Source organism: Peptostreptococcus equinus, from assembly GCF_027125355.1.
Classification (GTDB): domain Bacteria; phylum Bacillota; class Clostridia; order Peptostreptococcales; family Peptostreptococcaceae; genus Peptostreptococcus; species Peptostreptococcus equinus.
The window spans coordinates 1,490,994-1,510,408 of the sequence record NZ_CP114052.1; the positions used below are offsets into that span (position 1 = coordinate 1,490,994).

Below are 19,415 nucleotides of genomic sequence, written 5' to 3' on the forward strand. Positions count from 1 at the left end.
CAAAAATGGAATAAAGGTATCCGGGGGGAAATTTTTCGCTCGGGTATGTACTAATTACGCCAGGCACAATTTTGTACCGGGCAATATATTTTGCTCGGCTAGTATTAAAAAGTGATTTGTAATGTATGAAAATATTTTTTTAAAGGAGTGTTTATTAAAATGACTAATGACGAAATATTAAAAAAGATGATTGAAAAAAGTATTGAAGCATTTATTTTAGGCTTAGAAGTGTACAACAAACCAACTATAAAATATAGAATTGAGGGCTTTTCTTTCTTTATCGTGAATGCATGGGAATTAATGTTAAAAGCTGAATTACTTAATAGAAATCAAAGTATCTACTATAAGGACGATCACGAAAGAACTTTAAGCGTAAGTAACACGATTGAAAAAATTTACTCCGACAAAAATACAAGAATACGATTGAACCTGGAAAAAATAATTGACTTAAGGAATATAAGTACACATTATATCACAGAAGATTACGAAATAAAATATGCTCCCCTATTTCAGGCATGTGTACTAAATTATGTGAACGAAATAAAGCGATTCCATAATGTAGACATTGAAAACTATATTTCTCAAAATTTTTTAACGGTATCGGCCAATTATGAACCACTTACTAATGAACAAATACGCTTAAAATATACGCCTGAAATTGCAGAAAAATTAATTCAAAAGGGTAATGAAATTGATGTTCTTAGTGAAGAATACAATTCTGATAAATTTACGATCAATATTAAACAGAACTTATACATAACGAAAAAGAAATCCGATTCAGATTTTGTTGTTAGTATTTCAGATGGGTCCGACAATAAAGTTTCTATAGTAAAACAGTACAAAGACCCTTCTAACACTCATAAATACACCTATTCTAATGTTGTTGAAGTCATTTCGGATAGATTAAATAAGAAAAACATCAAAATTGATTATAACAAGGGCTTTAACTCACATGTTTTAGGATTATTTATTGATTTTTATAATATAAAACAAAATCAAGAGTATTGTTATGTACATATAATTGGAAAGACATCCCATTATACATATTCTGATAAATTTGTTGAGTTCGTATTTTCAGAAATTAAAAAAACTCCAAATAACTTTTATGGGAGCCTTAAAAAAGCACAAAAAAAGATAACCCCAGGCACATAGGAATGCTCTGTATTATTTAATAATACATACCCCATTATGGGACCCAGCGTTAATCCTTCTCAAGTTATCTTTGTTACATTTAGTATAACATATGCGTTATATATTAACAATATGTTACGTAAAAATACTACCGATAGTAGAAAAAAAATAATAAAAGTGAGGTGGTAATATGGCACGCAAGAACGGAAACGGTCAAGGTTGTATATACAAGAAAAAAGTAGATTCCAATGGAAAATGTACCCTATGGGGAGCTAACATTATGATTGGATACAATGAAAACGGAAAGAAAAAAGTAAAAACCTTCTATGGAAAAACTCAAAAGGAAGTATCTGAAAAACTTGACAAATATAAGCGTGATTTATTGTTAAACTCTTCTAGTATTGATTACGATGATATAACAGTACAAGACTATTATTATACCTGGTTAATGGATAGGAAAAGCACATACAAGCCTAATTCATTCAAGGACTATGAAGGCATATACAGACTCTATATTAATAATACTCCACTAGGTAATATAAAGCTTAAGAAACTATCACAATTGTACTTAAAAAGGCATTATAAAGATCTTATGAATAATGGTGCTACGGCCAAAACTATACATAGAATAAATACCAAATTTAAAGCTTGTTTGAGTACTGCTATGAGAGAGGAAATAATACTTAAAAACGTATGTTCATTAGTAGAATTGCCAAAGGCTATTACTATCAAGAAAAGAGAAGTATTAACACTTGATGAACAACAAAGATTTTGCGAGGCTATTAAAGACCATAAGCTTGAATTATTCTTCTTAACAGCACTTAGCACAGGTATGAGATTAGGCGAATTGATAGGGCTTAAATGGGAATATGTTAATTTCAATGATAATACGATAACTGTTAGTATCACATTACAAAAAACATATGTGTATGATGAAAACTTAAATAAAAGACTTGAAGAGGTTGAACAAACACCTAAAACAGAAAATGGTATAAGGGTTATACCTCTTCCCTCTTCGCTTATTCCAAAGCTTAAGGAACAAAGAAAAAGTCAATTAGAGAACAAGCTTAAGTATGGCCAATCGTACAACATTAGTAATTATGTGTTCACTGATGAAATGGGCAATGCAATAGACAATAAACGCCCTAATAACAATTTAAAGACCATTTTGAAGAGGTTGAATATAGAGCCTATAAAATTCCATGGCTTAAGAAAAACATATGCTACAAGGCTATTTGAAAATGGGGTACCACCTAAGACCGTACAAGTATTATTAGGTCATGCAGATATTCAGACAACATTAAACATCTATACGGAAGTAATGGAAGATGAAAAATATAAGGCTGTAGACACACTTAACAATATATTTAATTTTTAATATGGTTAATCGTCACGGCGTGTGGTATAATATAAGCATAAAAATGATTATGGTTCATTTGAACACAAAATAAACCCCTATGTATTCCCAGTACATAGGGGTTTTTACATGGGCTAGTTGTCTTTAAAAATGTTTTGGTCTAGCCACTTGCAAATGTAGTATGCAACCACACTCGCCACGACCGAAAACATAAAAATGATTATGGACATATGAACACCCCCTTCCTGGTTATCCAGTATAGGGCAGACAACATTATTATGATATCATATCCATTGAGCTTTTAACAGGCTCTTTTTCAGTGCAATAATATACCTGCTTTTCCCAGTTATGGCACAGTTATTGCATAAAGGCATTAAAAAAGGAAATACCAAATCTCGTAATCTAGTATTTCCAATATATTCATCATTTATTTAAATTTTATGATGGAGATGAGGGGAGTCGAACCCCTGTCCGTAAACCCATTCCCTGCTACGTCTACATGTTTAGTCTATTCTTTTAATTGTTCAGCCGCAATAGCGCCGAATGACAGGCTCCTTTGCTGCTTAAGTCTCAATTATACTTATTTAGGATCAAGACAACTCCTAAATCGTACCCTGCATAAATGGCGTCAGCTTTTAATCGGCAGGAGGATTAAAAGGGACGAGCTGCAACTAGGCAGCTATTAAATTATTTTCGTTTGCGTTTATTTTAAAATTTCCCCAGTTTTTACGTGACCCAGAGTAACACGACATGCTGTCTCAAGTTCAAAACCCACGTCGAAACCGGTACACCCCCATGATGTATGGGTGATTTATCGACCGATAATATAATATGTATTATACCTTATTTTTATTATTTATGCAAATTAATGAACTTAATTTCCTAGCTTTTATAGACTAAATATTTTTGTAAATAATTTTAAAATTTTTCATTTAAATCAATATAGTTATCCCTATATCATACATTTGAAAATAGTTTATCTATCCCTAATTTCTCTTTCTATTCTTCTTTGAGCATCCTTTTTAGCAAGATCTTGTCTCTTATCGTAAAGTTTTTTACCTCTTCCTAGTCCTAGCTCTAGCTTCACTCTACCATTTTTCAAGTACATTCTCATAGGTATTAATGAGTATCCCTTAATCGTTGTTGCTCCAATCAACTTTCTGATTTCATACTTATGTAATAAAAGTTTTCTAGTTCTTAGTGGATCTACATTGAATATATTTCCTTGTTCATAAGGGCTTATATGTACTTGTTTCAAGAATACTTCACTATTATCTACTGAAGCATAGCCTTCTTTTAGGTTTACTCTACCCTGTCTTATAGATTTGACCTCTGTTCCTTTTAGCTCTATACCACATTCGTAAACCTCATCTATAAAGTAATCATGTCTTGCTTTTTTATTTGTCGCAAGTACTTTTACTCCTGACATAATACCACCTCACATTTTTATTCTCTACTATAAGTTATAGCATATTTTTCCTCTCATTGCTATAAAACAATAATCTATATACTTATATTTTTTAGAGATTCATAGTATTATCTACGAATCTCTAGTCAATTTTTCTATATTCCTTATTATTCTTAATAATTTACATGCATGTTGATTATATTTCTTCTTCAATTTTAAAATCTATTTCTCTAGCATCTATATTTACATTTTCTACCCTAATATTAATCTTTTGACCCAGTTTGTATACTTTTCCTGTATCTTTACCTACCAATGTCATACTCGACTGATTATATTCAAAGTAATCATCTAATAATTGTAATCTTATTAATCCTTCTACTCCATTTTCAAGTTCTGCAAATATACCAAAAGATGTAATACCTGAAATATATGCGTGATAAGTTTCTCCTATAAAATTACACATATATATAGCCTTATAGTATGAATCTACTTCTCTTTCTGCTAGGACAGCTTCTCTTTCTTGCTTTGAAGATTGAGTTGATACGTCATCTAGAATCATATTGTAATGATTTATTCTTTTTTCATCCATTTTTCCATCTATCTGGTCTTTTATAATTCTATGAATCTGTAAATCTGGATATCTTCTAATTGGTGAAGTAAAATGGCAATAGAATTTTGCTGCTAAACCAAAGTGCCCTAGACATTCTGGTGAATATCTTGCTTGTCTTAGAGTCCTTAGCATAATTGTCCCTATTGATCTTTGTGCTTCTTTTGTATCCAAAGACTCTAACAATCTTTGTAAATCTGAAGGTTTTACCCCATCTCTTGATATTGGCATCTTATAACCTAGTTCATTTACGAAATTTCTAAGCGTCAATATTTTTTCATCATCTGGATCTTCGTGAACTCTGTATACAAAAGGTAATTTCATCCAGAAAAAATGTTCTGCAACTGTTTCATTGGCCAATAACATAAATTCTTCTATCATCTTGTTTGATAATCCTCTTTCGTATGGATCTATAGATATTGGTACCCCTGTATCATCTAATTTTATTTTTGATTCTACAAAATCAAAATCAATTGCTCCTCTTTTGAATCTTCTTTTTCTAAGGACTTCTGCCAAATCTCTAGCATCATATATACTAACTAGAAAATCTGAATATTTCTTTTTCATATTTTCGTCATCTTTTTCTAGTATAGAATTTATTTCTTTATATGTCATTCTAGCCTTTGAATTAATAACTGTTTTTTGTATCTTGTAATCTTTTACCTTCCCTGATTTTCCATCAATTTTCATAATACATGACAGTGTTAGTCTATCTACATTAGGATTTAAGGAGCAAATTCCATTAGATAATTTTTGTGGAAGCATAGGAACTACCTTATCCACCATATATACTGATGTTGCCCTACTTAGAGCTTCTTTATCCAATTTTGAATTTTCTCTCACATAATGAGTTACATCTGCTATATGTACTCCTAATTCGTAGTCTTGTCCAACTTTTTTAACTTCTATAGCATCATCAAAATCTTTTGAATCATCTCCATCTATTGTATATGTTTGATTTGATCTTAAATCTACCCTATCTTTTATATCTTCAGAATCCACACATTCTGGTATATCTTTTAAAGTTTTTTCCACTTTTACTGGAAATTTGTCGGATAAACCATGTGATTTAACAATTGAATCTATCTCCACATATCTATCACCTTTTTGGCCAATTATCTGTATTATTTTTCCTTCTGGCCTTCTCGCTTCATCTGGCCATTTTGTGATTCTGCATAATACTTTATCGTTATTTTTAGCTCCTGAAAAATACTTTTTTGCTATGAATATATCCTTATCAAATTTAGCATTATCAGCGATTACAAATGCAAAGTTCTTACTTTCTTCAAATAATCCTACTACTTCTGTCGTGTTTCTACTAAGTATTCTTACTATCACACCTTCTGGCTTTTTGAATCCATTTTCTTCTTTTGTTATTTTTACTAATACTGTATCTCCATCAAAGGCTCCTAGTCTATCTTCACCGTGAATAAATGTGTCTTTTATCTCTTTATCTTCAAATTCTACAAAACCAAATTCACTTTTAGTTCCTCTGTAGATACCCTTTTTCATGCCATAATGCTCTAAGCTTCCTACCTTACCTTTTTTATTTATGAATATCTGTCCACTGCCTTCCAATTGCTTAATTATCTGATGAAAATCTTCAAAATCATCTTCTGTATTAGAAAATATTGCGGCAAGTTTGCCTATACCCATAGGTTTATATTCTTTATCATTAATCAGTCCCAGTATTCTTTCTTCTAAATCACTTAATTTATCTTTATTCATCTATACACCTCCTTGTGCACTTATTTATCTTGTTTATTCTTTTGAAATTTATAATTTAATTTTTTTTAGTTCTAGTTTAAATATATAATATTTTTACAATCTACATTCTTCTAGTTATTATATCCTAAAAAATTATTTATATATCTAAATTTACATAAACTTAATCTTATTTATTAGACTTTATATTAAAAACGCCTCTATACTAGAAAAGATGTCCAAAACTATGGACATCTTCGAAATTCAATATTATTAAAAATTCTAGCCAAGCCTTATTTCATTACTATTACTAGAGCAATAGCATTTATGAAAAATAAAACTGATACTATAATTGTCATTCTCTTCAAAAAAGCTTCTTTTCCCTTTGGCTTAAAGTATGCTTGAGAAGAGCTATCTTCTATAAAAACTTGAGTCTGATTTTTTTTGCTCTCTTGTGGTAATACAACTATTGTAAGTAAAACGCCCAATACTAATTGTAATGCCATTAATATAGTTCTAATCATGACTTCCTCCTTAATTTATCGCTCTACAAAATCCATCTCCTATTATAACATTAAATATCACATTTATCAACAATTTCATAAAAAGACGTGAGAAAACTCACGCCTTTTGCCATAATAATATTTTTTATAAAAATTTATTATCACTATTTAAAATATTTTACACCTGATTCAAATAACTTTTGATCTTTTTCTCCTATAATGTTTTTAACTACATATTCTCCAATTCTTTCCGAGTGTCCCATTTTTCCTAACACTCTTCCATCTAATGAAGTTATTCCTTCTACTGCATTATATGATCCATTAGGATTAAAGTCGATATCATATGTAGCCTTACCATCAAAGTCAACATATTGAGTAGCTATCTGTCCATTTTCTATAAGAGAATTCATCACTTCATCACTTGCGACAAATTTTCCTTCACCATGTGATATAGCTATTGAATGAATATCGCCAACCTCGGTTGCAGCTAACCATGGTGATTTTGTTGAAGATACTCTCGTTTGCACTATCTTAGCTTGGTGACGACCAATATTATTATAAGTTAGTGTAGGCATATCATTACTTGGTGTCTTGATTTGACCATATGGTACTAGTCCCAACTTGATTAGAGCTTGGAATCCATTACAGATACCTATCATCAAACCATCTCTATTATTTAATAGGTTCATTACAGCTTCTTCTATTTTCGGATTTCTAAATACAGTAGCAATAAACTTAGCTGATCCATCTGGCTCATCTCCTGCTGAGAATCCACCTGGTATCATAATAATTTGACTCTTGTTGATTTCTTCCACCATCATATCTATTGAAGATTCTATATCTATATAAGACATATTTTTAAATACACCTATAGTAGCTTCTGCACCAGCCCTTTCAAATGCTCTTTTTGAATCATATTCGCAATTTGTTCCTGGAAATGCAGGTATAAATACCTTAGGTTTTACAATGCTTGTTGAAGACTTTGTAAGTATTTTATTTCCTGTATAAGATATTGTATTTATTTCTTTGTCTAATTTCTTCTTTGTATCTGTTGGGAATATATTTTCTAATACTTGGGATGAAACTTTATAAAGTTCATCTAAAGAAACTTTTTCATCAAATACTTCAACTATTGCATCTTCAATTGTATTCCCGATTACCACATACTTAGCACCATCTAGACTATCTAATTCACTTGCTGACATTTCAAGTATAATTGAACCATATGCCTGCTTGAATAAATCATCCTTTTTGAAATTTTTAGAAATATTTTCATCAAATTTTATACCTATCTTGTTACCAAATCCCATCTTAGCAACAGCTTCACCTATACCACCATATCCTAGTGCATATGATGAAATAACCTTACCCTCTAAAATTGCTTTATGAATTATATCAAAATTTTTCTTCATAACATCAAAATCAGGGAATGCATAGTCTTTACTTGGTGCTGATACTAGTACAACCTTATTTCCAGCTTTTTTAAATTCCTGAGTCACTATATTTTTTGCATCTTCAGTATTTACAGCAAATGATACTAATGTTGGCGGTACATCAATATCTTTGAATGTACCACTCATAGAATCTTTACCACCTATTGCTGGTATTTGAAATTCTGACTGTGCATAATAAGCACCTAATAATGCGGCAAATGGTTTACCCCATTTTTCTGGATTAGTTCCAAGTTTTTCAAAATATTCCTGGAATGTAAGTCTGGCTACGCTGTAATCTCCACCTAAAGCTACCAATTTTGCTACTGATTCAACAACAGCATTTAAAGCACCATGGAATGTAGACCACTTACCTATCTTTGGATTATATCCAAATGTCATTATAGATGAAGTGTTAGTTTCTCCACCCAATACTGGAATTTTAGCTACCATTCCATTTGCTGGTGTTGCTTGATACTTACCTCCTAGAGGCATTACTATAGTATTCCCACCTATAGTATTATCAAATTTTTCTGTAAGACCTCTTTGAGAACAAACATTTAAGTCTTTCATAGCAACCATATACTTGTCATTTATACTATCATATTTAGTCGTTTCTTCTGTAAGATCTACATATTTAGAGTTTTCATCTATTGCATTCACTTTTATATTTGTATCTTGCTTACAGCCGTTCGTATCAAGGAATGATCTTTTTATATTTACTATATCTTTTCCATTCCAGAACATTCTCATAAAACCAGTATCAGTAACTGTGGCAACATGTGTAGCCAATAAATTTTCTTCATTAGCAAGATCTATAAATCTTTCCATATTTTCTTTTTCTATTGCTACAGCCATTCTTTCCTGTGACTCTGAAATGGCTAGTTCTGTACCATCAAGTCCATCATATTTCTTTGGAACTAAATCAAGATTTATATCTAATGAATCTGCAATTTCACCTATAGCAACAGATACCCCACCTGCACCAAAGTCATTACATCTTTTTATCATTTTAACAGCTTCTGCATTTCTGAAGAATCTCTGTATTTTTCTTTCGTTAGGTGCATCACCCTTCTGTACTTCTGCTGAACAAGTTGAAATACTCTCTTCACTGTGTTCCTTTGAAGATCCAGTTGCACCTCCACAACCATCTCTACCAGTTTTTCCGCCAAGAAGTATAATTACATCTCCTGCTTCTGGTCTTTTTCTTATTACATTTTCCTTTGGAGTAGCAGCTATTACAGCTCCAACTTCCATTCTCTTGGCAACGAAGTTTTCATCGTAAACTTCTGCAACCTGTCCAGTTGATAATCCTATTTGATTACCATACGAACTATATCCATTGGCAGCTTCAGTCGTAATTTTCTTTTGCATTAATTTACCTGGTAATGTATCTTCTAAAGAAGTTCTAGGATCAGCTGAACCAGTAACTCTCATTGCCTGATATACATAAGAACGTCCTGATAATGGATCTCTTATTGCACCACCTAAACAAGTTGCTGCCCCGCCAAATGGTTCTATTTCTGTTGGATGGTTATGTGTTTCATTCTTGAACATTAAAAGATATTCTTCTTTTTTACCATCTATTTCAACATCTATATTTATACTACAAGCATTTATTTCTTCACTCTCATCTAAATCTTGTAGCTTTCCTTCTTTTTTAAGTTTTTTCATTGCAACAGTTGCCATATCCATCAAGCAAATGTCTTTTTCTATATCTCCATATACAAATTTTCTATCTTGCAAATATCTGTCATATGTCTGACTAATTATATCTGTAAATCTTCCACCCTCTATTTCAACATTTCCAAGTCTTGTCATAAATGTAGTGTGTCTACAGTGATCTGACCAATAAGTATCAAGTACTTTTATTTCAGTTATAGTTGGATTTCTTTTTGCATCAGATTTAAAATATTCTTGTACATATTTTAAATCGTCTAAAGTCATAGCAAGGCCTCTTTTATTTAAGAATTCCTTTAAAAGTTTTTCGCCAAAATCAACGAATCCTTCTATTGTTTCAACTGTCTCTGGTATTTCGTATGTTACTTTTAAAGTATTTGGTTTCTCTAATGATGCTTCTCTACTGTCTACAGCGTTGATTAAATAATTTTTTATTTTTTCAAAATCTAAATCATTCATTTCTAAATCCATTATTATGACTTTAGATGAATTTATCATAGGCCTAATACCATCATTTACTATTTCTGCACACATACTTGCCCATTCAGCTCTTTGGTCATACTGACCTGGCAGATATTCTATAGCAAACATTCTCTCATTTCCTAGATTTGGTATTTCTTCATAATATACATTATCTAAATTTGGTTCGGATAATATAGTCTGAGCAACTTTCTCATATGAATCTTTACTTATTCCTTCTACATCATATCTATTAAGTACCCTTAATTCATCCACTGATATATGTAAACTTTCCAATATATCATTTTTCATTGCCTGAGCTTCTAGATTAAATCCTTCTTTCTTCTCTACAAATACTCTATTTACTTGGCTCATAATTCACCCCTATATCCTTTCTATAATGCATTCCTTCAAAACTAATCTTTGGTATATTAGCATACACTTTCTTGGCCGCCTCTTCTACTGTTTTACCTTTAGCTGTTACACCCAATACTCTTCCACCATTTGTTGCTACCTTACCATCGATGAATTTTGTTCCACTATGGAATACCTGAATTTCAGGATCCAAATTATCTAAACCGTTGATAATTTTTCCTTTTTCATAGCTTTCTGGATAACCACCTGATGCTAATATTACACAAGTTGCTGCATCATCGCTATATTTTATTTCTATTTCTGATAGTTTATCTTCTGTTATTGCCATCATTATTTCATGCAAATCTGTTTCTAGTCTCATTAAAACTGATTGTGTTTCTGGATCTCCAAATCTACAGTTATATTCTAAAACTTTTTCTCCGTCTTCTGTAATCATAAGTCCAACGAATAATATTCCTCTAAATTCTAGACCATCTTTTTGGAAGCCTTCAAGAGATTTTAATAAGACTTCATCGTAAACTTTCTTTTCTAATTCTTTATCGTAGATTGTACTTGGTGAGAAAGTTCCCATACCTCCTGTATTAGGTCCTTTTTCAAGTTCATAAACTTTTTTATGATCCTTGGCACTTTCCATAGGCACTATAGTATTCTTATCTACAAAAGCCAGTATCGATGTCTCTACACCACTTAGAAATTCTTCTACTACTACTAGATTACCAGCGTCTCCAAACTTTTTATCTGCCATTATCATATCTAATGTATTTATGGCATCTTCTCTATTTTCTGGTATTACAACTCCCTTTCCAGCTGCCAATCCATCAGCCTTTATAACTACTGGATAACCAAAACTATCTATTTCAGCTTTAGCCTGGTTTATATCCGTATATTCCTTGTACTTAGCAGTAGGAATATTATGCCTTACCATAAATTCTTTAGAAAAAAGTTTACTTCCCTCTAATCTTGAGCAAGACTTATTTGGTCCGAATACTTTCATACCTCTTTCACTTAATATATCTGTAATACCCATTACAAGCGGAACTTCAGGACCTACTATAGTTAAATCTATTTGATTTTCTACAGCAAAATCTGCTAGTTTTTCAATTTCCGTATCTTTTATATCTACACATTCTGCTACATTTGATATTCCTGCATTACCAGGAGCACAGTATATTTTTTCTATATCTTTTTCGCCCTTTAATTTCCAGCAAATAGCATGTTCTCTACCGCCACCACCTACTACTAAGATTTTCATACTCAACCTCCATTAATAAGAATATATGATTTATTTATGTTTATTTTTAGTGCTTAAAGTGTCTAACACCCGTAAATACCATAGAAATTCCTAATTCATCACATGCCTTTATTGAATCTTCATCTCTAACTGATCCACCAGGCTGTACTATTGCGTTTATACCGTACTCTGCTGCCAATTTTACACAGTCATCAAATGGGAAGAATGCATCTGAAGCTAGAACTGCTCCCTTAAAATCTTTTTCTTTATTATTTACTAATGCATTGCTTAAAGCCCATATTCTCGAAGTCTGACCGCAACCCATAGCTAAAGTCTGACCGTCTTTTACTATTACTATGGCATTGGATTTCAGATTCTTTACAATCTTCATTCCAAATTCCATGTCCTTGGCCTGTTCTTGTGTTGGCTGAACTTTTGTCTTTATTTCAAAGGCTTCATCCTTTATTATATCCTTATCCTGAACTAATAATTTACCATCAAGATATTTCATATCTAGCCCCTGCTTGCTATCTTCTATTTTTGCTAATTTAAGTACTCTAAGATTTTTCTTAGTCTGTAATAGTTCAAGTGCTTCTGGTTCAAAATCATATGCAACTACTATTTCTAAAAATATAGGTTTCAATAATTCAGCTGTCTTAAGGTCAACTGTTGAGGTAATACCAACTATACCTCCAAATATTGAAACCTTATCAGCTTCAAAACATTTAGTGAAAGCATCTGCTGAATCTTTACCAAGACCCACTCCACAAGCATTAGCATGCTTGATTGCCACTGCACAAACTTCTTCATTATCTTTAAATTCTCTCATAAATTCTAGACAACCATATAGATCATTAATATTATTAAAAGATAATTCCTTTCCATTCAATTGTTCAAAGTTTAGAACTGGATTTATTGCATTTGGTTGAGAATATAAAAATCCTCTCTGATGTCCATTTTCTCCATATCTTAATTCAGTATCTTTTTCAAATGTCAATGTAAGCATTTCTGGAAATTTATCTCCAGCAACTTTAGCAAAATATGAAGATATTAATGTATCATATCTAGCTGTTGTAGCAAATGCCTTATAAGCTAGATTTCTCCTATCTTCTTCTGTCAAACCACCATTCTCTAATTTTTCTATTATCATTGGATAATCATATATATCAACAACTACAGTTACATCTTTGTAGTTTTTTGAAGCAGACCTTATCATTGATGGACCGCCAATATCTATATTTTCAACTATATCTTCATGGCTCTTACCACTTCTTACAGCACCTTCAAAGTCATAAAGGCTTACTACTACCATATCTATTGAACCAATATTATGTTCTTTTACAGTATCTACATGAGACTGCACGTCTCTTCTATATAAAATTCCTCCATGTACATAGGGGTTTAGTGTTTTTACTCTACCATCTAGCATCTCTGGAAAGTGTGTTACATCTTCTATTTGTATTACCTTAACTCCATTTTCCTGTAATTTTTTGAAAGTATTTCCAGTAGAAATTATTTCATATCCTAATTCGTTAAGTTTCTTACCAAACTCAACAACACCTGTTTTATCTGTTACACTTATCAATGCTCTTTTCATATTTTCTCCTCTCAAATACTTCTTGTATTACATATTTAAACTTTTTATTTTCAATTATTTTTTATTTTTATTTTCATAGCTTAATCTATAAAAACACGTCTTTTTTCAACTCTTATCTTATCTTCACAGTATTTTTTTACTACTTCTTTTAATAATTTATGTTCAATCACCAATACCCTTTTTTGTAGTTCCTCTGCTGTATCAGTCGGTAGTACTGGAACTGTTTCTTGAGCAATTATAGGGCCTGTATCTGCATTTTCATCTACAAAATGAACTGTAGCACCACTTACCTTTACTCCGTAATCTATTGCTCCTTCATGAACTTTTAGACCATAATAACCTTTACCACAAAAGGCAGGTATTAAAGATGGGTGAATATTTATAATCTTATTTTCAAAAGTTCTAGTAAATTTGGAACTCAAAATTTTTAAAAAACCTGCTAATATAACCAAATCAGTATTATGATTTTTTATTTCTTCTATTATTTTATTTTCATCATTTTCAAATACAGCTTTTATATTATGTTTTTTTGCTCTATATAATCCATATGCATCTTCTCTATTTGAAATAACTACATTTATCTTACCGTCTATATATCCCGATTCTACTGCATCTATAATTGATTGCAGATTAGTACCTCCACCAGATACCAAAACAGCTATATTTTTCATTCTTAATCTCCTTAAATTAGATTAATTCTATGCCTTCATGCTTTGATGTAACCTTACCAATTATATATGCCTTATCCTGCATTAGTTCCTTATATTTATCATCAACATAATCAGCATTATCATTTGGTCTATTATTTATAAAATTGACAAGTTTTTGTGCGTCAGCTTCTTTTACAATCATTACAAGACCCACACCCATATTAAAACTCTTATGTAATTCTCTTTTTTCTACAGCATTTAAACCTTCTATTAGCTTAAATATAGCTGGCTTTTCCCAAGAGTCGGTATTTATATCTAGTCCTAGTCCCTTAGGTATTACTCTTACTATGTTTTCTATTAAACCACCACCTGTTATATGAGCTATTGCTTTTACATCATTATTTGCTATTGCGTCTAATGCTAATTTAACATATATTTTAGTTGGTGCAAGCAGTGCATCTCCTAGAGACATACCTAATTCTTCTATATTTTCTTGTAAATCATATTTGTATTCTTCTAAAAAAATCTTTCTTACAAAAGAGAATCCATTGCTGTGAACTCCAGAAGATGAAATTCCTACTAATACGTCTCCATCTTTTACATCTGTTCCACTTACAATCTTCTTTTTATCGGCTATACCAATTGAGAAACCTGCCAAATCATAATCATCATTTGCATACATACCTGGCATCTCAGCTGTCTCCCCCCCTATTAATGCACAACCACTCATTTTACATCCGTCAGCTATACCACCTACTACCTTTTCTATATGCTCTGGAACTAATTTTCCAAGAGCTATATAATCAAGAAAGAACATTGGCTTTGCACCCTGGCAAATCAAGTCGTTTACGCACATAGCTACTAGGTCTATACCTACTGTATCATGTTTATTCATCAACTGAGCAATTTTTAACTTTGTTCCAACTCCATCTGTTGAAGCAAGTAATACTGGTTCTTCCATTCCCATAAATTCCTTTATAGAATAAAGACCACTAAAGTTTCCTAACTCCCCTATAACATTAGAATCATAAGTTCCCTTTATTTTATTTTTTATTAAATCTACTGCTCTATTCCCTTCATCAATATCTACACCTGAACTTTTGTAAGTAAGCATCTCATTCTCCTTAAAATTTACTTTTTATAATTTTATACTTATTTTTCATTCTAAATTAGTTTATTGAAGCATCATCATCTAATACCTTATCAGCCATTTCTTTTCTATATGAAGATAACTTTGTTCTTAATTCTGGATATTTAACACTAGCAATCTGAACTGCCATTAAACCTGCATTGATTCCAGAATCTATAGTAACTGTTGCTACTGGTATACCCCCTGGCATCTGTACAATAGATAGTAGCGAATCTAATCCATCCATTGTTGAAGATTTTATAGGAAGTCCTACTACTGGTATCAAAGTTTGTGCTGCTATTACTCCTGGAAGATGAGCTGCCTTTCCTGCTGCAGCTATTATTACATCCGTATTATCTTCAATCTCTGATAAAAATTCTGATAGTTCTAAAGGAGTTCTATGAGCTGAAAGAACTCTTACTATTACCTCTACACCAAAACTTTTTATCAACTCAATTCCACTCTCTAACTTCGGTAAATCTGACTTAGAACCCATAACTACTGCTATTTTCATCTTAACTCTCCTTTTTAAAATACATATTTCTATTAAAACAGTCTAAAAACTGTATATTTTTATATTTTTCACTTCATATAATTTCTATTTATACGAACTTTATACTAAAATAATATCGTAATATACATATTTTTTCAATACTTAATTGTATTTTTTCTAAAAAAAAGCTTATTTTTACGAATTATCTATATGCTAATTCATTTAATAGTTCGTTTTATTTATATAATCCCTTATTTTTTATATTCTATAAAAATATTCTTCTTATTCATATTATTTTTTATGTTAACTTACTCTTTATAAAATAAATTCTTTATTATATAATTAAAATCTAACAATTATATAGGAGGTTTTAAATGATCACTTTTATTTCTCCTGCAAAAGGATTTAATAACACAAAAATTAAAGCTAAATCAAAGCCCCAAATGCTTGACTACTCTAAAGAAATCATGAAAAATTTAAAAAAACTTTCTTCTGAAGATATTAGTACGCTTATGAAAGTTAATGATGAAATAGCTATTTTAAATAAAGAAAGGTTTGACTCTTTCAATTTTGAACATGACTCTTTGCCTGCAATTTATGCATATAATGGTCTTCAATATAAAAATATAAATATAGATGATTTTGATAATAAAGATATAGATTTTATCACTAAACATCTAAGAATATTAAGTGGACTTTATGGATATCTAAGACCAATGGATTGTATTAGTCCTTATAGACTTGAGATGATGACAAAATTATCACTGCATGGTTATAAAAACCTATATGAATTTTGGTCTGATTCTATTTTCAAATGTTTTTTAAAAGATTTAAACAAGGATAACACTCTATTAAATCTCTCTTCAGATGAATATTCTAAAACAATAATAAAACATATTAAAACCTATAATAAAAAAATTGATAATACAAAACAAATAAAGTTTGTAACATGTACTTTTAAAGTAGAGAAGTCTGGTAAGTTAAAAACGGAGTCTACTGCATCAAAAATAGCTAGAGGTAAAATGTTATGTTTTATAACAAAAAATAGAATAAACAAATTTACAAAACTAAAGGACTTCACAGAAGATAATTTTAAATTTAGACAAGATTTATCTACTGAGAAAGATAATTTTATTGAATATATTTTTGTGAAAACTAAATAATATAATAAAAAACGTGTAAATAAATTTATTTACACGTTTTTTATCACTTATAGCCACACTTATATACTGTTATGATTATATTTAATTGATAAAAACCATATGCAAGCTATGTGCATTTATCTTAAAATAATATCAGTTTTATCTATAAATAGTCGCTTTTTTTCTCTTAGGATCTTTTAATTTTTCATCAATATAACCTAATATAATAGGAGCTACAGTTTTACAATTTTCCGGAATATTGTATTTTTCTTTTATCACAGGCATATCAAATACATACTCAGCAAATCCTACCCATGTAGTACCTATCCCCTTATCTAAGGCTGCTGTAATTATATTTTGACTTGCTGCACAACAATCCTCCTTGAACCAGTAAAAGTCACTTTGTCCATATACTACTATCACATTCTCCGCTTCATAAAAAAGATTATATTCTGGATCTGAAAACCACTTTTCATAAGATTTAAAATGAGGCAACTCATCTATTCTATTCACAATATCCTCTTTTGCAATTTCAGAAATTATTCTAAGTTCTTCCTTGTCTTGAATTACCAAAAATGACCACGGTTGCTTATATTGTGCTGTTGGGGCATATGTTCCAAGCTCAATTAGTTCTTCAATAACTTCAAAATCAACTTTTTTATCTAAAAATTTTCTGTAGCTTCTTCTTGATTTAATGCAATCTTTTACTTCCATAACCTCATCCTTTCACTATAAATATAATTTTATATAATCTAAAGTTATTTTATAATATAAAATTATATTTGGCTATAGATTTAAAGATAATTTTATATAACTATATTTACTCCTCACTGATTCTAGATTCTATCATGTAAATAAGTGAATCAGCTGGCATCTCTGCTAAATTCGCTAATGATTCTAATGTCATTTTACGTAATTCCTGTGCAGAAACCACTGTTTTCAACTTATTGAATTTAGGGTTTATCATTAATAAATAGTCTTCTACATAAGGAAATTTTTCAAATAAATCTGCTACCATAGTATCTAATTTTAATCCTGACACACTTTCATGAAAATCTAAATCTTCTTTCATGTCTTTAGGTGCATTTTTATACATTTTTTTAATTTCATCTTCCATTAAATAAGTAAGCATCATATCATAACCTTGCTTTCTTACTACATCAAATATTTTACTTCTCTTTTCAATTGGATTTTGTAATTTAGTCACTACTTGCTTAGAAAAACTATCAACTCTTCTGCTAGTATCTCTTAAATCATAATAATTTGATAAAACTTTGTCATAATCCTTTATCGCATCCAAATATGAATCAAATTCCTTATATTCATTTTCAAATACCTTTAATGAAAGTTCCATTCTAGGCTTTAATTGAGGTTCCTGATTTGGATATCCCATTCCCAAACCTACTACTGGGAAAGTGTATATAGGAAGGTTCAATAAATTAACTATTTCTTCTGAGTCATTTAAAATACTTCCAAAAAATACAGTTCCTAAACCTAATGATTCAGCTGCTACTACTACATTTTGTGCAGATATAGCCGCATCTGTATATCCTTGCAAAAATCTATCCATATCCCCTCTAGTATCCTCAAAACAATCTTGTTCTAATGCTATTTTTGCATTTCTATATTGATCCGTAATAAATATCCAAAATTCTGGAACTCTATTTACATAGTCTTGCTTACATATTTCAGCTATCTTTGCTTTTTTTTCTTTATCTGTAATTCTGATAATAGAAAATGCTTGCATTCCATTGCTTGTAGCCGTTCTATTAGCTATATTTAATAATAACTCTCTTATTTCATCGCTGATATCAGCATCCTTAAATTCTCTAATACTTCTGTGATTTAATTGTCTGTTAATTGTTTCGTTCATAATAATCTCCTCATAAATTTATATGTAACATAAAATAAGTCTAATATTAGTTATATACCCAGTTAGGTACTTACTAATATTAGACTTTAATATTTTTTAAACTATTTCAGGCTTACCAAATTTCTTAAAGATTAAATCCCCAAGCTTATCACATGAGAAAGCCAATACAGCTCCACATAATAAAGAAGTTATTACACGAATAATATCTGGTCCAAATAAATTTAGACCCATTGATGCTGCACCAAAACTAGTAAAACATCCCATGAAAGCACCTGGTATAAACCAAAGAGCCTTAGCCTTAGCTTGAAAACACATAGTTGCAGAAATTATTCCTGTCATTAAAAAAGATAAAACTACTACATTTGGTGCCAGTCCTGAAATAAACATAGCTACTATTGCAGATATCAAACCTGAAAAAGTAGAAAAAACAGCCGTTTTCATTCCTTCTACACCATGCTTACCTGAAGCAAAATATGCTGTACATCCAGCAAATCCTATCCAAGTAACTAAACCTAAACCTGGTATGGCCGAAATTGCTGCCCAAATGCCACAGCATATGCCTGTACCAATTCCCAATGCAATTAAAGTACTCATAATAATCCTCCGATAATTAAATTCATAATATTATAACATACTTTTATCATTT

At 30.7% G+C, this 19,415-nt stretch carries 15 protein-coding genes and 1 other RNA gene; 3 read left to right on the plus strand and 13 right to left on the minus strand.

The features are described from left to right. Nucleotides 1-159 precede the first annotated feature (159 nt). Nucleotides 160-1,152 carry a DUF3644 domain-containing protein gene (locus O0R46_RS07385; RefSeq protein WP_269311093.1) on the plus strand — a complete coding sequence of 331 codons (993 nt, stop codon included), beginning with the start codon at nucleotides 160-162 and terminating at the stop codon, nucleotides 1,150-1,152. Between the two features lie 169 nt (nucleotides 1,153-1,321). Continuing rightward, on the plus strand, nucleotides 1,322-2,509 hold the full coding sequence (locus tag O0R46_RS07390) for a tyrosine-type recombinase/integrase (protein ID WP_269311094.1): 1,188 nt from the start codon (nucleotides 1,322-1,324) through the stop codon (nucleotides 2,507-2,509). Between the two features lie 420 nt (nucleotides 2,510-2,929). On the opposite strand, the gene ssrA is transcribed toward O0R46_RS07390, so the two are convergent. The 10 genes from ssrA to purE form a co-directional block, all read right to left on the minus strand. After that, nucleotides 2,930-3,283, minus strand: a transfer-messenger RNA (tmRNA) gene (gene ssrA / locus O0R46_RS07395). Nucleotides 3,284-3,464: 181 nt separating this feature from the next. Further along, complete coding sequence (gene smpB, locus O0R46_RS07400; protein ID WP_269311095.1) at nucleotides 3,465-3,917, minus strand: SsrA-binding protein SmpB; 453 nt, start codon at nucleotides 3,915-3,917, stop codon at nucleotides 3,465-3,467. Between the two features lie 175 nt (nucleotides 3,918-4,092). Beyond that, the gene (gene rnr / locus O0R46_RS07405; protein WP_269311096.1) at nucleotides 4,093-6,231 is read right to left on the minus strand and encodes a ribonuclease R; all 2,139 of its coding nucleotides are present in this window, start codon (nucleotides 6,229-6,231) and stop codon (nucleotides 4,093-4,095) included. Between the two features lie 269 nt (nucleotides 6,232-6,500). After that, nucleotides 6,501-6,731 carry a preprotein translocase subunit SecG gene (secG, locus tag O0R46_RS07410; RefSeq protein WP_269311097.1) on the minus strand — a complete coding sequence of 77 codons (231 nt, stop codon included), beginning with the start codon at nucleotides 6,729-6,731 and terminating at the stop codon, nucleotides 6,501-6,503. 143 nt (nucleotides 6,732-6,874) lie between these two features. After that, a complete protein-coding gene (locus tag O0R46_RS07415) occupies nucleotides 6,875-10,654 on the minus strand; it encodes a phosphoribosylformylglycinamidine synthase (protein ID WP_269311098.1) in 3,780 nt (1,259 codons plus the stop codon). Continuing rightward, nucleotides 10,638-11,906 (minus strand): phosphoribosylamine--glycine ligase, encoded by a 1,269-nt coding sequence (gene purD / locus O0R46_RS07420; RefSeq protein ID WP_269311099.1) that lies wholly within the window; start codon nucleotides 11,904-11,906, stop codon nucleotides 10,638-10,640. The genes O0R46_RS07415 and purD overlap by 17 nt, the downstream gene beginning before the upstream one ends. 46 nt (nucleotides 11,907-11,952) lie before the next feature. Next, nucleotides 11,953-13,482 (minus strand): bifunctional phosphoribosylaminoimidazolecarboxamide formyltransferase/IMP cyclohydrolase, encoded by a 1,530-nt coding sequence (gene purH, locus O0R46_RS07425; protein ID WP_269311100.1) that lies wholly within the window; start codon nucleotides 13,480-13,482, stop codon nucleotides 11,953-11,955. Between the two features lie 80 nt (nucleotides 13,483-13,562). Continuing rightward, nucleotides 13,563-14,153: a phosphoribosylglycinamide formyltransferase gene (gene purN, locus O0R46_RS07430; protein WP_269311101.1), complete on the minus strand. Its 591-nt coding sequence runs from the start codon at nucleotides 14,151-14,153 to the stop codon at nucleotides 13,563-13,565. Between the two features lie 16 nt (nucleotides 14,154-14,169). Next, complete coding sequence (purM, locus tag O0R46_RS07435) at nucleotides 14,170-15,246, minus strand: phosphoribosylformylglycinamidine cyclo-ligase (RefSeq protein WP_269311103.1); 1,077 nt, start codon at nucleotides 15,244-15,246, stop codon at nucleotides 14,170-14,172. A gap of 55 nt (nucleotides 15,247-15,301) precedes the next feature. Beyond that, complete coding sequence (gene purE, locus O0R46_RS07440; RefSeq protein WP_269311104.1) at nucleotides 15,302-15,775, minus strand: 5-(carboxyamino)imidazole ribonucleotide mutase; 474 nt, start codon at nucleotides 15,773-15,775, stop codon at nucleotides 15,302-15,304. A 353-nt stretch (nucleotides 15,776-16,128) separates the two neighbouring features. On the opposite strand from purE, the gene yaaA reads away from it, so the two are divergent. Then, on the plus strand, nucleotides 16,129-16,917 hold the full coding sequence (gene yaaA / locus O0R46_RS07445) for a peroxide stress protein YaaA (RefSeq protein ID WP_269311105.1): 789 nt from the start codon (nucleotides 16,129-16,131) through the stop codon (nucleotides 16,915-16,917). Between the two features lie 138 nt (nucleotides 16,918-17,055). Here the strand turns inward: yaaA and O0R46_RS07450 are convergent, their stop codons facing one another. The 3 genes from O0R46_RS07450 to O0R46_RS07460 all read right to left on the minus strand — a co-directional run bounded on the left by O0R46_RS07450 (nucleotide 17,056) and on the right by O0R46_RS07460 (nucleotide 19,363). Continuing rightward, entirely contained in the window at nucleotides 17,056-17,610 is a 555-nt protein-coding gene (locus O0R46_RS07450) for a nitroreductase family protein (protein ID WP_269311106.1), read from the minus strand. Nucleotides 17,611-17,716: 106 nt separating this feature from the next. Then, nucleotides 17,717-18,769: an NADPH-dependent oxidoreductase gene (locus O0R46_RS07455; protein ID WP_269311107.1), complete on the minus strand. Its 1,053-nt coding sequence runs from the start codon at nucleotides 18,767-18,769 to the stop codon at nucleotides 17,717-17,719. 96 nt (nucleotides 18,770-18,865) lie between these two features. Next, complete coding sequence (locus O0R46_RS07460; protein WP_269311109.1) at nucleotides 18,866-19,363, minus strand: DUF1097 domain-containing protein; 498 nt, start codon at nucleotides 19,361-19,363, stop codon at nucleotides 18,866-18,868. Nucleotides 19,364-19,415: the final 52 nt, after the last annotated feature.

Coding starts and splice junctions, on each gene's coding strand:
- O0R46_RS07385 (WP_269311093.1), top strand. CDS start 160: ATGACTAATGACGAAATATTAAAAAAGATGATTGAAAAAAGTATTGAA.
- O0R46_RS07390 (WP_269311094.1), top strand. CDS start 1,322: ATGGCACGCAAGAACGGAAACGGTCAAGGTTGTATATACAAGAAAAAA.
- smpB (WP_269311095.1), bottom strand. CDS start 3,917: ATGTCAGGAGTAAAAGTACTTGCGACAAATAAAAAAGCAAGACATGAT.
- rnr (WP_269311096.1), bottom strand. CDS start 6,231: ATGAATAAAGATAAATTAAGTGATTTAGAAGAAAGAATACTGGGACTG.
- secG (WP_269311097.1), bottom strand. CDS start 6,731: ATGATTAGAACTATATTAATGGCATTACAATTAGTATTGGGCGTTTTA.
- O0R46_RS07415 (WP_269311098.1), bottom strand. CDS start 10,654: ATGAGCCAAGTAAATAGAGTATTTGTAGAGAAGAAAGAAGGATTTAAT.
- purD (WP_269311099.1), bottom strand. CDS start 11,906: ATGAAAATCTTAGTAGTAGGTGGTGGCGGTAGAGAACATGCTATTTGC.
- purH (WP_269311100.1), bottom strand. CDS start 13,482: ATGAAAAGAGCATTGATAAGTGTAACAGATAAAACAGGTGTTGTTGAG.
- purN (WP_269311101.1), bottom strand. CDS start 14,153: ATGAAAAATATAGCTGTTTTGGTATCTGGTGGAGGTACTAATCTGCAA.
- purM (WP_269311103.1), bottom strand. CDS start 15,246: ATGCTTACTTACAAAAGTTCAGGTGTAGATATTGATGAAGGGAATAGA.
- purE (WP_269311104.1), bottom strand. CDS start 15,775: ATGAAAATAGCAGTAGTTATGGGTTCTAAGTCAGATTTACCGAAGTTA.
- yaaA (WP_269311105.1), top strand. CDS start 16,129: ATGATCACTTTTATTTCTCCTGCAAAAGGATTTAATAACACAAAAATT.
- O0R46_RS07450 (WP_269311106.1), bottom strand. CDS start 17,610: ATGGAAGTAAAAGATTGCATTAAATCAAGAAGAAGCTACAGAAAATTT.
- O0R46_RS07455 (WP_269311107.1), bottom strand. CDS start 18,769: ATGAACGAAACAATTAACAGACAATTAAATCACAGAAGTATTAGAGAA.
- O0R46_RS07460 (WP_269311109.1), bottom strand. CDS start 19,363: ATGAGTACTTTAATTGCATTGGGAATTGGTACAGGCATATGCTGTGGC.